At 70.7% G+C, this 14,614-nt stretch carries 14 protein-coding genes; 7 read left to right on the top strand and 7 right to left on the bottom strand.

The annotated features are described in order from the left end of the window. Window positions 1–8: 8 nt before the first annotated feature. From RIN75_RS08765 to RIN75_RS08755, 3 genes are read left to right on the top strand one after another with little or no spacing between them, the layout of a single operon-like run. A complete protein-coding gene (locus tag RIN75_RS08765) occupies window positions 9–815 on the top strand; it encodes a class II aldolase/adducin family protein (protein WP_309111308.1) in 807 nt (268 codons plus the stop codon). A gap of 22 nt (window positions 816–837) precedes the next feature. Then, entirely contained in the window at window positions 838–1,218 is a 381-nt protein-coding gene (gene aroH / locus RIN75_RS08760; RefSeq protein WP_309111307.1) for a chorismate mutase, read from the top strand. Further along, window positions 1,215–2,081: a prephenate dehydrogenase/arogenate dehydrogenase family protein gene (locus RIN75_RS08755; RefSeq protein WP_309111306.1), complete on the top strand. Its 867-nt coding sequence runs from the start codon at window positions 1,215–1,217 to the stop codon at window positions 2,079–2,081. Before aroH ends, RIN75_RS08755 begins: the two co-directional genes overlap by 4 nt. Before the next feature lie 164 nt (window positions 2,082–2,245). On the opposite strand, the gene RIN75_RS08750 is transcribed toward RIN75_RS08755, so the two are convergent. The 4 genes from RIN75_RS08750 to RIN75_RS08735 all read right to left on the bottom strand — a co-directional run bounded on the left by RIN75_RS08750 (window position 2,246) and on the right by RIN75_RS08735 (window position 6,455). Next, on the bottom strand, window positions 2,246–2,980 hold the full coding sequence (locus RIN75_RS08750) for a class I SAM-dependent methyltransferase (RefSeq protein ID WP_309111305.1): 735 nt from the start codon (window positions 2,978–2,980) through the stop codon (window positions 2,246–2,248). Between the two features lie 91 nt (window positions 2,981–3,071). After that, window positions 3,072–4,553: an MFS transporter gene (locus tag RIN75_RS08745; RefSeq protein WP_309111304.1), complete on the bottom strand. Its 1,482-nt coding sequence runs from the start codon at window positions 4,551–4,553 to the stop codon at window positions 3,072–3,074. A 131-nt stretch (window positions 4,554–4,684) separates the two neighbouring features. Further along, window positions 4,685–5,905 (bottom strand): acyl-CoA dehydrogenase family protein, encoded by a 1,221-nt coding sequence (locus RIN75_RS08740; RefSeq protein WP_309111303.1) that lies wholly within the window; start codon window positions 5,903–5,905, stop codon window positions 4,685–4,687. 55 nt (window positions 5,906–5,960) lie between these two features. After that, window positions 5,961–6,455 (bottom strand): flavin reductase family protein, encoded by a 495-nt coding sequence (locus RIN75_RS08735; RefSeq protein ID WP_309111302.1) that lies wholly within the window; start codon window positions 6,453–6,455, stop codon window positions 5,961–5,963. A gap of 301 nt (window positions 6,456–6,756) precedes the next feature. On the opposite strand from RIN75_RS08735, the gene RIN75_RS08730 reads away from it, so the two are divergent. From RIN75_RS08730 to RIN75_RS08715, 4 genes are all read left to right on the top strand, one after another. Continuing rightward, the gene (locus tag RIN75_RS08730; RefSeq protein WP_309111301.1) at window positions 6,757–7,350 is read left to right on the top strand and encodes a TetR/AcrR family transcriptional regulator; all 594 of its coding nucleotides are present in this window, start codon (window positions 6,757–6,759) and stop codon (window positions 7,348–7,350) included. Window positions 7,351–7,635: 285 nt separating this feature from the next. Beyond that, window positions 7,636–8,625 carry a helix-turn-helix domain-containing protein gene (locus RIN75_RS08725; RefSeq protein ID WP_309111300.1) on the top strand — a complete coding sequence of 330 codons (990 nt, stop codon included), beginning with the start codon at window positions 7,636–7,638 and terminating at the stop codon, window positions 8,623–8,625. 143 nt (window positions 8,626–8,768) lie between these two features. Then, on the top strand, window positions 8,769–9,584 hold the full coding sequence (locus RIN75_RS08720; RefSeq protein ID WP_309111299.1) for a pyridoxamine 5'-phosphate oxidase family protein: 816 nt from the start codon (window positions 8,769–8,771) through the stop codon (window positions 9,582–9,584). Further along, entirely contained in the window at window positions 9,581–11,161 is a 1,581-nt protein-coding gene (locus tag RIN75_RS08715; RefSeq protein ID WP_309111298.1) for an AMP-binding protein, read from the top strand. The genes RIN75_RS08720 and RIN75_RS08715 overlap by 4 nt, the downstream gene beginning before the upstream one ends. Before the next feature lie 144 nt (window positions 11,162–11,305). Here RIN75_RS08715 and RIN75_RS08710 read toward each other — a convergent pair whose 3' ends face one another. The 3 genes from RIN75_RS08710 to RIN75_RS08700 form a co-directional block, all read right to left on the bottom strand. Continuing rightward, window positions 11,306–11,500, bottom strand: a complete 195-nt coding sequence (locus RIN75_RS08710) for a hypothetical protein (protein WP_309111297.1) — start codon at window positions 11,498–11,500, stop codon at window positions 11,306–11,308. A gap of 249 nt (window positions 11,501–11,749) precedes the next feature. After that, window positions 11,750–12,712: a hypothetical protein gene (locus RIN75_RS08705; RefSeq protein ID WP_309111296.1), complete on the bottom strand. Its 963-nt coding sequence runs from the start codon at window positions 12,710–12,712 to the stop codon at window positions 11,750–11,752. 165 nt (window positions 12,713–12,877) lie between these two features. Further along, window positions 12,878–14,398: a non-reducing end alpha-L-arabinofuranosidase family hydrolase gene (locus RIN75_RS08700; RefSeq protein WP_375295927.1), complete on the bottom strand. Its 1,521-nt coding sequence runs from the start codon at window positions 14,396–14,398 to the stop codon at window positions 12,878–12,880. Window positions 14,399–14,614 lie beyond the last annotated feature (216 nt).

Below are 14,614 nucleotides of genomic sequence, written 5' to 3'. Positions count from 1 at the left end.
AACCGTCCATGACCACCGTGGAAGACAGGACCCCGGGCTACCTCGCCGACACCCGGACCGGCCTGCCGATGCCCGACCGCGAGCAGCGCACGATCGAGGAGGAACGCCGCCACCGCAAGCAGCGGCTGACCGCGGCGCTGCGGCTGTTCGGCCAGTACGGGTTCGGCGAGGGCATCTCCGGGCACATCTCGGTGCGCGACCCCGAGCACCACGACCGGTTCTGGGTCAACCCGTTCGGCGTCTCGTTCAACCTCGTGCGGGTCAAGGACCTGATCCTGGTCGACTCGACCGGCACGGTCGTCGAGGGCGCGCACCCCGTGAACCCGAGCGCGTTCGTCATCCACTCGAAGATCCACGAGCTCAACCCGGCCGCCGAGGCCGCCGCCCACGCCCACACCGCGCACTCCCGGGCGCTGGGCGCGCTGGGGCGCCTGCTGGAGCCGCTGGACCAGGAGTCGGCCGCCTTCTACCAGGACCAGGTGCTCTACGACGACTACCGGGGTCCCTCGATCGCGATCGAACAGGGCCAGGACATCGCGGAGAAGCTCGGCGACCGGCGCGCGATCCTGCTGCGCCACCACGGGCTGATCACGGTGGGCGGCTCCATCGAGGAGGCCGTGCACTGGTTCTTCACCTACGACAGCTGCGCGCAGGTGCAGCTGCTCGCGGCGGCGGCGGGCAAGCCGGAGTCGATGAACCACGACCAGGCGATGGCGGCCAAGCACGGGTTCGGTGACCGGCAGCTCGGCTGGTTCAGCTTCCAGTTGCTGTACGAGGAGATCACCGCCTCCCACCCGGAGTTGTTGGATGAGTGAGTCGCACGGAGGTGAGCAGCCGATGACAGGCGCGGTTCGCGCGGTGCGCGGGGCGGTCCAGGTGGACCTCGACGCCCCCGACGCGATCGCCGAGGGCACGGTCGCACTGGTCCAGGCGATGTTGGCGGAGAACGGGTTGGCCCGCGACGAGGTGATCAGCGTGCTGTTCACCGTGACACCGGACCTGGTCAGCGCGTACCCCGCGACCGCGGCGCGCAACGGCCCCCTGGACGGGGTCCCGGTGATGTGCGCGACCGAGATCGCGGTGCCCGGCGGTCTGCCGAGGGTGGTGCGGGCGATGGCGCACGTCGTGGTCCCCGACCCCGCCCGACAGGTGCGGCACGTGTACCTGGGTGGTGCTGCCGCCCTGCGGCCCGACCTCGTCGCGGCGAGTCCTCGGTGACGCCGTCCCGGATCGGGACCCTGGCGGTGGTGGGCACCGGCCTGATCGGAACCTCGATCGCGCTGGCCGCCCGCTCCGCCGGGGTCCACGTCGTGCTGGAGGACCGCGACGAGCGGGCGCTGGCCGCCGCCGTCGCACGAGGCGCGGGCACACCCCTCGCCGGCGGCGGGTCGCCCGCGGACCTGGCGGTGGTGGCGGTGCCGCCCCGCGCGGTGCCCGAGGTCCTGCGGGACGCGCGCGAGCGCCGGCTCGCCGCGTTCTACACCGACGTGGCGAGCACCAAGGGCGAGATCGTGCGCCGCGGCGGCGGGACGCCCGACTTCGTGCCGGGCCACCCCATGGCCGGAGCCGAGAGATCCGGCCCGGACGCGGCTGACGAGGCGCTGTTCCGCGGGGCGGCGTGGGTGCTGTGCCCCGGGCCGCGCACCGCGGCGGCGGCGCTGGACACCGTCCGCGAACTGGTCGCGCTGTGCGATGCCTCGCCGCTGGAGATGGATGCCGACGAGCACGACCGCGCCGTGGCCCTCGTGTCGCACGTGCCGCACGTGGTCGCCAGCGCGCTGGCGGCGGCGCTGCGGGGCGCGAGGCCGGAGGTGCTCGCGCTGACGGGCCGGGGTGGCCTCGACACGACGCGGATCGCGGCGGGCGACCCCGAGTTGTGGACGCAGATCCTGCGCGACAACGCCCGGCACGTCGCGCGGGAGCTGGTCGACGTGGCCACGAACCTGAGCTGGGTGGCGATCGCGCTGGCGGAGGTCGCCGAGATGGGCGACCGGCGCGCGCTGGACCAGGTGACCGAGCTGCTGGTGCGCGGCTGCCAGGGGCGCGCGGAGCTGCTCGACGCGCTGCGCGCCCGCCGCTGAGGGCTCCGGGCGCGCGGACGCCCCCGGGCGACCGACACGAGCCGTCGGTCCCGTTGCGACGGCGGCAGGACCGGCGTGGTCGTCCGGGGATCTCCCCACCCGGACACCCGGAACCGGCCGGGCCCGCGATCGCGGGCCCGGCCGGTTCGCCGTACGCGCGGTGTTCAGGACACGACCTCCGCGACCTGGATCAGCGGGCCGCGCCCGGTGGCCGGCGTCGACCGGAACGACCCGTGCTCGGCCGTGACGCTGAAGCCCGCGGCGGCGAGCAGGTTGCGCAGCTCGGGCGCCGTGAGCACCCACTGGTCGAAGAAGTTGTGGTGCAGCGTGGCCGGACCGCCCGACACACCGACGACGAGCGTCTCGTCGTTGCGCCACACCGCGTCGTGCGGGCGCACGGAGATCCGGGCGAGCCGGGTCACCACGGAGCCGTCGCCGGCGACGTGGTGGGTGACCTGCGCGGGCTGGAAGCCGTCGACGAAGTTGAGCAGGTGCGCCGCCTCCAGCACCAGCCGCCCGCCCGGCTTGAGGAAGCGGCGAACCTTGTCCAGCAGGGCGGGCAGCTCGACCGGGTCGACCATGTTGACCGTGGCGAACAGGCAGGTCACCAGGTCGAAGGTCTCGTCGGTGTCGAACTCGGCGAACGTGGCGTGGACGTAGCGCTCGGCGGTGCTCGCCCGGCCCTTGGCGTGGTCTGTGAAGGTGGCGCTCCGGTCGACACCGACCCCCTGGAAGCCGCGCTCGGCCAGGGCGTGCAGCGTGGTGCCCGCGCCGGAGCCCAGGTCCAAAACTCGGCCACCCGCGGGCAGCAGGCCCGCGAGGTAGTCGGTCTCGGCCGCCAGGTCGCGCATGCTCGCGCGGATGGTCTCGTAGATGTCACCGGGGAACTCGAACGCCATCGCGGGAACCTTTCTGGACGGTGGGTCGTGCTCAGCACAGCGCGTGCGGTGGCCCGGGACTGGTGGACCACCGCACGCGATCGCGGGCGCGTCAGCTGGACGCGGGAACCGGTTGGGTCCGCTTGCGCGCGGCGGCGCGCAGGACCGGGACGAGCGTCAGCACCGTGGTCAGCACCGAGATGCCGAGCAGGACGTAGAGCGAGGTGTGGTAGCTCTCCAGCTGCGCGGCCCGGTCGCCCGGGGTGCTCGCGTCCAGCGTGGAGATCGCCGCGATGACCGCCAGCACGATCGCCGCGCCGACCTGGTAGCCGGTCTGCAGGATGCCCGCCGCGACGCCCTGCTCGTCGTCGGCGACCTGCGAGGTCGCCAGGACGTTGGCCGCCGGGAAGGAGAACGGGAACGCGATGCCGATCAACGCCACGCTCGGGAACACCACCCACCAGTAGGAGGCGGTTTCGTCGATGCGCAGGAACAGCGCGTAGGACAGGGTGTAGGCGACGAAGCCCGCGAACATCATGCCGTGCAGGCCGAACCGCCCGATCAGCTTGCCCGCGCGGGGCGCGATGGTCATGATCAGCAGGCCGACGGGCAGGAATGCCAGGCCCATCTGCAGCGGCGACCACCCCAGGTAGGACTGGAGGTAGAGGCCGCCGATGAACTGGAAGCTCATGTAGGTGCCGAGGATGGCGGCGGCGACGAGGCTCGCCCCCACCAGCGACGGCACGCGCAGCAGGGCCAAGCGCAGCAGCGGCTCCGCCGCCCGGCGCTCGATCGCGACGAACAGTCCGATGAGGACGATCGCGGCGACGAACGCGCCCGCGGTGCGCGGGGCGAGCAGGCCCGAGGCCGGCGCCTCCACGATCGCGAACACCAGCAGCAGCATGGCGGCGGTGATCGTGACCGCGCCCGCGACGTCGTACTTGCGCCCGCGCACGGGAGCGGGGTCCTTGGGCACCAGGAACAGGCCACCCAGGAACACCACGACGACGATCGGCACCGGCAGCAGGAACGTCCAGCGCCAGCCCAGCTCGGTCAGCAGGCCGCCGACGATGACACCGGTCGAGTACCCGACCGCGCCGCACGCGGTGTAGATGCCCAGCGCGCGGTTGCGCTGCGCGCCGGCGGGGAAGGACGTGATGATGATCGACAGCGCGGAGGGGGCGGTGAAGGCCGCGCCGACACCCATGATGAACCGGCCCGCGATCACCATGACGCTCGTGTCGCCGAGGCCGCCCAGCAGCGACCCGACCGCGAACACGGAGACGCCGACGAGGAAGACGCGGCGGCGTCCCGCCAGGTCCGCCGCCCGACCCCCGAGCAGCAGGAAGCCGCCGAAGCCCAGCACGTAGGCGCTCACGACCCACTGCAGCGTGTTGTTGGACATGCCGAACTCGGCCTGGATCGGCGGGGTCGCGATGCCGACCATGATGTTGTCGAGCGCGTCGAGCATGAACGCACCGCACACCACGATCAGCATCGCCCAGATCCGGAAGCCCCAGCCGGGCATTTCCTTCTCCGGTGGCGCGACCGTCGCGGACCCGCGGTCGGTCTTGGTGTCACTCCTAGCAGACATGTTGGGGTTCTCCTCGTAACGGGTGGACCACGAGCGATCCAGACCGGATGGGGTGTCCCGACCGCGTGGGTGGGGGCGGCGGTCGCGGGGGGGCGGCGGGGGAAGCCGCACCGCGCGACCGCCCGGTCTTCTCAGTCCACGATCCCCAGGGCGAACGGGAACAGCGGGGTGCCGCCGAGCAGGTGCGCTCCGGCCGATTGGACGATCAGGTCCTGCACGACGACGTGCTGGCACATGGTGGTGATGTCGCGCAGCCACCGGTCCATCGGGGACGGTTGGTAGATGGAGGTGGTGGCGAGCAGATCGTAGAGCTTGGTGACGATCCGGCGGGCGGCTCGGAAGGCGTTGACGCGCGGCAACATCGTGCCGATGCGCTCGTCGTCGGTGAAGTCGTCGAGGGTCTTGCCGGACTCGAGCAGCGCCCACTGCTGGTTCAGGCTGCCGTAGACCGCGTGGCGGGCGGCCTGGAAGTCCATCTCCGCCTCGCCGAGGGTGAGCTGGACGCGGTAGTTGTCCGCCCAGCGCTCCCCGGTCTGCCGGTTCACGCGCTCGATCGCGTGCTCCCGCACGAAGTCCAGCGCGGCCCGCGCGAGGCCCAGCGGCACTCCGGGCATGTTGCGCACGAACGCTTCCGGCGCGGCCAGTGGCCCGGTGCGGCTCAACGGGGTGCCGAAGCTGAACGAGTGCGACTCGGGCACGAACACGTCGGTGATCTCGTAGTCGCGGCTGCCGCTGCCGCGCAGCCCGGTGGTGTGCCAGGTGTCGATCGTGCGGACCTGCTCCGGCGGAACGAGCATCAGGCGCCACACCGGCTTGCCGTCGGGCCCGGTCTCCAGCTCGCCCCCGTTGGTGATGAAGCTGCCTGCCGACACCCAGTCCGCGTGGGTGATGCCGCTGCCGAACTGCCAGCGACCGCTCAGCCGGTAGCCGCCCGGCACCCGCTCGGCGCGCCCCGACGGGAAGATCAGGCCCGCGGTGATCATGTCCTTGTGCGGGAACATCTCCGCGACGGCGTCCTCGCTCAGGAACGCCGAGTACAGCGGGGTGTCCATGCCGATCATGGCGCACCAGCCGGCCGAGGTGTCGCCGTAGGACAAAATCTCGATGACCTCGGTCTGCTGGGCGGAGGTCAGTTCCGGGCCGCCGCGCTCGGCCGCGAGGGCCATCCGGAACACGCCCGTGGAGCGCAGCAACTCGACGACGTCGGCGGGCAGGTGCCGGTTCCGCTCGATCTCCTCGGAGCGCGCGCGTAACAACGGCACCGCTGCCCTGGCCCGGGCGAAGATCTCGTCGGCGGTGGTCGGCCCCTCGTCGCGGGTGGCTTCGGGGGTGCGGACGTCCAAGCTGGTCATGACAGCTTTCTCCTTGGGTCACTGGTGGGCGTGTGCCGACGTTTCCGGCGCGTGGTCAGCGGACTTCACCGAGGGTCTGGTACCGGCCGTGCAGGAAGATCAGCGGAGGACGGCGTTCCTGGAGGCCCACGGCGACGACTTCCCCGACGACCATCACGTGGTCACCGACTTCTATGTGCCGTCGCAGTTCGCACTCCATCCAGCTGGGCGCGTCGACGACGAGCGTGCCCGTCCGCGTGCCGACGGAGGCGGACAACGTGTCGATCGCGTGGGCGCGCTCGACGCGGCCCCGGGCGAAGGTGCGGGCGACGTCGTCCGCTCCGATGTCCAATATGGACACCGACCACACCCCCGAGGCCAGCAGGTCCCGCAGGAAGCTCGAGTCCTGGTGCAGCGACAGGGCCACCAGCGGCGGTTGGAGTGACAGGGACAGCAGGGAGTTGACCGTCACCGCGTCGTGCTCGCGGCCGTCCGGACCGTCCCGGAAGGTCGACGCGATGCAGACGCCGGTGGCGAAGTTGCGCATGGCGAGGCGGAGTTCACGGTGCACGGTGTCTCCTGGATCGACCCGGGGCGACCGGCGACGACCGCGCCGGCGCAGGGAGGCGTCCTCACTTCGAGGTGATCGTGCCGTCCGGGGGACGACGCCTCGACGCTAGCGGTCCTCGCCCGCCCGCGGCTCGAACGGAGCGCACGGTCGCTGTCCCATTCGCGCACGCCAGGCCGGCGGCAAGTGCCGGCGCGCGTGGGTAGCGGTGTGTCGACCTCACGGCGTATCCTTTCTGTAGTGACCTGTCCATAAATTACCGCCGACTAAGATCCGAGGTCAAGCGAGTGGAACGGAGCACGTCATGGCGACCCGAGGCAGACCGCGGGCCTTCGACCGCGACCACGCGTTGCGCACGGCGATGTTGGCGTTCTGGGCGCGCGGCTACGAGTCCGTGTCGACCACGGAGCTGGCGGGCAGCATGGGCATCAGCCAGTCCAGCCTCTACGCCGCGTTCGGCGACAAGCAGTCGCTGTTCCGCGAGGCCGTGGCCTACTACGGCGAGCACGAGGGTGCCATCGCCCGCCGGGCCCTGACGACCAGCGACACGGCCCGCCAGGCGGTGGAGACGATGCTGCGCCAGAGCGCGGACCGCTTCACCGACCGATCGCTGCCCAGTGGCTGCATGGTGGTGCTCGCGGCGACGAACGCCACGGCCGGCAACGCAGCCGTGCAGGAATTCGCCTCCGAGCTGCGCAGGCGCGACGAGGCCGCGCTGAGCGCCCGCCTGGCGCGCGCCGTGACCGAGGGCGAGCTGCCCGGCCACGCCGACCCCGGCGCCCTCGCGGCCTACTACCACTCGGTCCTGTATGGACTGTCGATCCACGCCCGGGACGGTCGCGATCGCCCCGGGCTGCACGCCATCGTCGACCTGGCGATGAAGGTGTGGCCGACATGACGAGCGCGACCTCGCGCGTCCGCGCCGGCGCACGTGCCGGACCGCGCGGCGCCCACCCGGCCATCGCGCCGTGTCACGCGAGCCGGGCAGCGGTTCAACCGACCAGAGCCGCGCGATCACGGTGGAGAAATCAAGTTCCACCGAACTGTTTCACCGCACGACACCGCACTTAGCCCGGCCGAGTTTTATTCGCACATCCGAACCTTGCTGTTGCCGATATTTACACGTCGCCGGTACGGTACGGCGACGCCTGATCATCGACGTCCTTCCTGGGGAGGCCAAGAGATGGCGAAGGAATCACAGCCCGCGTTACGCAGGCCTTTCGAGGCTACTTTCCGCAGAAATTCCGAAACACCCGTCGTCACCACCGAAGAATTGTCCGAAATGTGGCGCGACCATTTTGGCACAAGCGTCCGCGTGAACGTCGGCGAAGGTTCTTCCCGCCTCGGTGGCCTGCGCTGCGGGACCTTGGGCACCGCGTCCCTGAGCGTGCTCCGGGCGGGCCCCCACACCGTCACCGCGAAACCCTCGCCTGCCCACGCCCACGTGCACTTCCTGCTGGTGGTGTCGGGTTCCGCCGTGCTGGCGCAGGACGGCCGCCGGGCGGAGGTGCCCCGCCAGGGCCTCGTGTGCCTCGACAGCAGCCGCCGCTTCGGTCTCACCGTGCCTGAGAAGTCCTCGATCGTCGCGATCCGCGTGCCGCACTCGGTGCTGCGGGTACGGGCGGCCGACACCGCCCGCGTGACGGCGCTGCCCTGGTCGCGCGAACCGGGCCTGGTCAAGGTGGTGGGCGAGGCGCTGGCGGGCTTCGGGCAGTACGCCGGAGACCTGGACGACGACATCGCAGGCCTGATCGGGGCGAGTTTCGTCAACCTGCTGGCGATGCTCATCAGGCAACACCGGGACACCGAGGCCCACGACTCCGCCGCCTCGCGCGAGGCGCTGCTGGAGGAGGTCATGCGCTACTGCCTCGAGCACCTCGACGACGTCGACCTGACCCCGCGGGCGGTCGCGCGGGCCCACCACATGTCGATCCGGCGCCTGCAGCAACTGTTCGCCGAGCGCGGCACGAGCCCGGCGCGTTGGATCCGGGCCGAGCGCCTCGCGCGCTGCCACGACGACCTGCGCAACCCCGCGAAACGCCACCTCTCGGTGGCGACGATCGGCGAGCGTTGGGGGCTGCTCAACGCCTCGCACTTCAGCCGACAATTCCGCGGTCAATACGGCGTCACGCCCAGCGAACTCCGGAACCTGCTCCTCGCCGGCGCGGCGTGAACCGCGCCGGCCACTTTCGAGAACAGGATCTGCGCATGCCGCACGCAGGCGAACAGAAAATGCAGAGAAAAGCCGGCGAAGGCGGTCCGCACTGGGGCTCGCCGATGTTCGACGCCGACATACCACCAGGTTTCAGGGCATTCATGGCCGCGCAGCGCCTCGTCGCGATCAGCGGTGAGGACGACGACGACCGCATGTGGTGCACGGTCCTGAGCGGCCCACAGGGCTTCGTCGACGCGGTTGACGAGCGGACCGTCGTCCTGCACGCCGCACCGCCGGACGGCGACCCGCTGGCCGGAGCGTTCCGCGAGCCCCGCGACATCGGGATGGTCGTGATGTCGCCGGAGTCCGCGCGGCGGGTCCGGGTCAACGGCAAAGCCAGGCGTGAAGGGGGCCGACTGGTCGTGCGCACCGAGCAGGTCCTGGGCAACTGCCCCAAGTACCTCCAGGTCCGCGACGTCACCGCCGTCGTGGACGACCCGCCGGGGCAGGCCCGCGTCGGCACCGCGCTCACCCCGGCGCAACGGAAGTGGGTCGAGTCGGCCGACACGTTCTTCATCGGCAGCAGGTCGCCCGCCGACGGCGCGGACGCGTCGCACCGGGGCGGTCTGCCCGGCTTCGTCACCGTGTCCGCGCCGGACCGGCTGAGCTGGCCCGACTACCCCGGCAACTCCTTCTTCATGACGCTGGGCAACATCGAACTGAACCCCAAGGCGGGACTGGTGTTCCTCGACTGGGCCACCGGCTCGACGCTCCAGGTGACCGGGCGCTGCCGCGTCGACTGGCAGGCGCGGCGGGCCGCCGCGCTGCCCGGGGCGCTGCGGGTGGTCGACTTCCACGTCGAACGGGTGGTGCAGATCGACGGCGCGAGCCCGCTGCGCTGGTCGCTGCACGGCTACTCCAGGTTCAACCCGCCAGTACCGGCACAACGGACGACGACACCGGAGGAACCCCGATGACGAGAACACTCGAAGCCCTGTCGATGGTCGACGGCGGCCCGCTGCCCGAGCCCGTGTGCCGCGACCTCGTCGAGGTGCTGCGGCGCGCGGCTGCCGCCGGCACCGGCGGCATCGTCCACATCGGACCGGACGGCGAGGAGACGTGGTCCTACCAGGACCTGCTCGCCGATGCCGCCCGCGTCCTCACCGGACTGCGCGCCGCGGGCGTTCACCCCGGCGACAAGGTGGTGATGCAGGTCGAACGCGCGCCCAACCTGCTGGCCGCGTTCTGGGCGTGCGTCCTGGGCGGGTTCGTGCCCGTCCCGGTCACCACGTCCCCGCCACCCAACAGCGCCTACGACGCCGCGGGACTCCTCGCGGGGGTGTGGGGCATGCTGGACGGGGCGTGGGTGCTCGCCGACCGCGAGTTCCCCACCTCTTACGTGGGCGACGTCGACTCCTTGCGCGCGAACGCACCGGCGACGGAGTTCCACCGGCCCGACCCCGACTCCCCCGCCGTGCTGCTGCTCACCTCCGGGAGCACGGGGTTGCCCAAGGCCGTCACGCTGACCCACCGCAACATCGTCAGCCGGTCCGCCGCGGCGGCGGCGGTGCGCGGCCTGACGTCGGCCAACCGCACGTTCAACTGGATGCCGCTGGACCACGTCGGCGGGCTGGTCATGTTCCACGCCCGGGACACCTACCTGGGCTGCCGCCAAGTGCACGCCCCGATCTCGTGGGTGCTCCAGGACCCGTTGCGCTGGCTGGACGTCATCAGCGCGCACCGCTGCGACACGACGTGGGCACCCAACTTCGCGTTCGGGCTCGTCGTCGACCGCGCCGACCGGATCGCCGGCAAGTCCTGGGACCTCAGCAGGCTCGGCTACATCATGAACGGCGGCGAGCCGATCAAGCCGCGCGTGGCCAACCGGTTCTTGAGCCTGCTGGCCCCGTTCGGCCTGCCGTCCACCGCCATGCACCCGGGCTGGGGCATGTCGGAGACGACCGCGGGCGTGGTGGACTGCGTCTACCCGGCCGGGATGGACGAGGACACCCGGTTCATCCCCGTGGGCGTCCCGCACCCCGGCCTGTCGCTGCGGGTGGTCGACGAGGCGGGCGAGGTGGTGCCCGAGGGCGTGGAGGGCCGCCTCCACGTGACCGGCCTGCCGATCACGCCGGGCTACTACAACAACCCCGAGCAGAACGCCCAGTCGTTCTCCGCGGACGGCTGGTTCAAGACCGGCGACCTGGCCTACGTGCGCAACGGCGTCCTCACCGTCACCGGCCGCGTGGACGACGTGGTCGAGATCGACGGCGTCGGGTACTTCGGCCACGAGATCGAGGCGGTGGTGGAGGAACTGCCGTTCGTCGCACCGTCCTACACGGTGGCGTGCCCGGTGAACGGCGACCTGGTGATCTTCTACGTCCCACGCTCCGGCACCGGCTCGGACGCCGAGGCGTGGCGCATCGTCGACCACGTGTCAACGCGGATGTCCGTGCCCGTGCGCCGAGTTGTCGCCGTGACGGCGGACCAGGTACCGAAGACCGGTATCGGCAAGCTGCGCCGTTCGGCACTGGCGGCGACGCTGAAGGACTGAGGACCCGACCCGAGCCGGTGGTCACGTGCACGCGACCACCGGCTCGGCACCGACGCCGCGCAGCCAGGTTCCCACCGAACGAGTCCACTCCGGATACTCCGTACGGGTCGTCGTTCGGCCCTCCCGCGGTCCAACAGTCACTGCTTACTCCGCGGCTCCCTGCTCGCCAGGCGGGAGCCGTTCAGCGTGTCCGTAGCCGATCCGCGCGCCGGAGGCCGGGTGCGTGGGCCGGCTCGGCGCGCGGCAGTAGTAGCCGATGCCGTGGGCGGTGACCATGGAGTCGGTGGGCAGGCCGCGTGAGCCGAGTGTGGTGCGCAAGATCGCGACGAGTACCGCCATGGCCGCGCTTGCGGTGGACCGTCGCCTCGGAATCGCCCCACACGTGGGCGGTGATCGCCCGGATACGGCGAGGTGAATGTGCAGGATCGGGAGAACCGATTGCCTCGACATAGCCCCGCACTTTCACCGGACCGCTGAAATGCGGTGACCGCGGCGACCAGGCTCGCCGGACCGTGATCGGGCGGGCGCCGGCTCGTGCCGTTCGCGGCCGGCAGACCTCCCGGGTTCCGGTCGGTGGCACGGGCAGGCTTAGCCGCCGTAGCGCTTGGCCACCTCGTGGAAGGCCGCCTTCGGGGTCCAGGTGGTCGGGTCGTCGGCCGGGACCTTCACGATGCCGAACCCGGCCTTGTCCAGGTCGCGGCGCGGGTCGTCGTGGTGGGGGTAGTCGGGCATGGCGAAGGTGAAGACGAAGCAGCCGTGCACGCCGGTCTCGTTGTAGAGATCGATCAGCTCGCCCAGGTAGCGGGCCTGGGTTTGCTCGTCTCTGGGGTGATCGCCCTTGATCGTGGGTTCCTCGGCGAACCAGTCGACGATCCGGAACGAGGCCGGTCCCCTGCGTTCGGCGCCCTGGTAGGCGCCACAGCCGAACTCGTTGATGATCACCGGCTTGTCGTTGTCCCGCACCAGATCTGTCACGCGGCGGGCGTAAGCGGCATCGTCGGTTCCCGTCCGGTAGAGGTTGACAGCCACCGAGTCGAACCGGGACCAGTCGACCTCCTCCCAGCCGGCCGCCCCGTAGCCGACCGGGCCGCGGAACACCCGCCGCGCCGTCTCCGCGGCCCGGCCGAGCAGGACGTCGAGCCGCCGGTTCATCCGCCGTCGCAGGAGCATGCGTGCCTTGAAGATGACCCGCAGCCGCAGGAAGGACCACCGGCCGGGCACGATGCCGCGAACGGTGTGGGAGAACTCGCTGCCGACGAGCAACGTCACACGGCCTGGATGGCGTGCGCGCAGTTCCTCGGCCGCCACGCCGATGTTCTCCAGGTGGGCCAGCACCTCGGGCTCGCGGCGGTCCACCAGGTTCGGTCGGATCCACACGTCCAGCCCGACCTCCAGCGCGTACTCGGCCGCCGCGATGAGCTGGTCACCGTCAGGGCCGATCACCGACACGGTCGTGCAGTGCAGTTCGTCGTGGATCGCCTGGAGGTCCCGCCGGACGACGTGCTCTGGAGCGTCGTCCACCAGGTAGGTCATGCCCCGAAGGGTCAGCATGTGATCACACCCCCTCTCGGCATCGTGCCATGCTCGACGTCCCCCGCGCCGGGCCCTCGCCCAGTACGTCGGTCGGCTGCTGCGTGTCCTCCTCATGGGCCGGCGCCCTCACCCGCTGTGGGGTGAGGGCGCCGGTTTGGTGCAGGAGGATGTGTGTTCAGGTGATCAGCGTTGCAGGGTCAGCAAGCCCGGGCGGTAGGGCAGGAGGCCGTAGTCGCCGCCGGACCGGGGGTCGCGGCCCTGGTAGAGGAATTGGAGGTTGCACGGGTCGATGGTCTTGGTCTGGTCGGGGTTGACGCGGATCAGGTCGCCGTGGCTGATGTCGTTGGTCCACGTCGCACCGCTGTTGGCCTTGCCGGCGAACGGGTTGCTCTCCGTCGCGGCCTGCGGGGTCCAGTTGCCGTTGAGGCTGCTGGAGGTGAACGAGCGGAAGAAGCGGCCGTTCGCGCCCATCGCTTCGACGATCATCAGGTACTGGTTCTGGCCCTGGACCTTGTAGACCTCGACGGCTTCGAACAGGTTCGCCGTCGTGTCGCTCATGATCGTGGTGTAGGACGAGCCGAAGTTGCCCGGGAAGTTCCCGAGCGGCATGGTCTGGCGGTAGATCTTGCCGTTGTCGCCGGCGAAGAACAGGTACATGTTCTGGCCGTCGCCGATGAGTGTCTGGTCGATCGGGCCGGTGCCGGAGCCGGTGATGCTGGCGGTGGAGAGGACCTGCTGGGCCGACCAGCCGTTCGGGTTGGTGGGGTCGGTCGACGTCCGGTAGCTGAACGCCGTCCCGCCCCACTGGTAGGCGAGCACCCAGATGTTCTTCGGGGCGAAGTACAACAGCGTGGGCGCCACGGTGCCGGAATTCATCGCCTGCTGGGGCGCGGTGGCCATGTCGGACCAGTTGGTGAAGGTGCCGAAGTTCATCGAGCCCCAGGACGTCCCGGTGTCGTGGGTCGTCGCGTAGACCAGGTGCTTGCCGTTGTACATGACGTGGGTGAAGTCCTTGAGCGACACCCAACCCTGCCTCGGCTGCGCCAGCGGACCCGTGGAACTCCAGCGGTACGTGGACGGGAGGGAGCACGTCCCCGGCTGGGTGGTCGTCGTGGTGGTGGGGCCGGTGCCGCCGACGCGGACGAGCTGCCACTGCTGGTTGGCGCCGCCCCAGTCGCTGTACTGCACGACGTTGGCGCCGTCGTTGGTCGCCGCGCCCTGGACCTCGACGGCCTTGTTGCTGTTGCGGTTGATCAGCCGCACGTACCCGTCGGGCGAATCGGCCAGGCGGAACTGCTGGTTGGCACCGTTGTGGTCGGACCACTGGATGATGGCGCCGCCGTCCGCGGTGGAAGCGCCGGAGACGTCGAGGACCTTGTTCGACAGCCGCGACTTGAGCCGGTAGTAGCCGCCGCCCGAGTCGACGAACTGCCACTGCTGCTGGTTGCCGTCGTTGCGCGTCCACTGGGTGATGCGGGCGCCATCGCTGGTGGAGAGGTTGTAGACGTCCAGGGCCTTGCCGCTGTTGCGGTTGACCAGCACGTACCAGGCGGTCGTGTCGACGGTCGCCGCGGACGCCGGCGCGGCGCTGAAGGCCGCCACCATCCCGCCGACCAGTGCGGTGACGGCAGCGACGATCCCGGCCACGCGACGCCCCCGGGCTCGTCTGACGGCGGTGGGCGGGTGATGGCCTGATCCGACCATGGGGGAACTCCTCTTCGTCGAGGTTGAAGCGAACCGCAGCAGGGGAACGTTCGAGCGACCGCTCCGCCGAGTGGGCCGGTTAAGCACCCAGTGGATGGACGACGATTATGTCGGGGGGTACCACTGCCGCAGGTGGCGGTCGCATTCTCCAAACTCTGGAGGATGACCTCGGCCCGGTCAAGATGCGTCGAAAATGTTTCGGGCAGAACGGGAACG

This window comes from Saccharothrix sp. (assembly GCF_031180885.1).
Lineage (GTDB): Bacteria > Actinomycetota > Actinomycetes > Mycobacteriales > Pseudonocardiaceae > Actinosynnema.
Note: the sequence above shows the minus strand (reverse complement) of the source record. Positions and strands in the feature narration are given on the sequence as shown.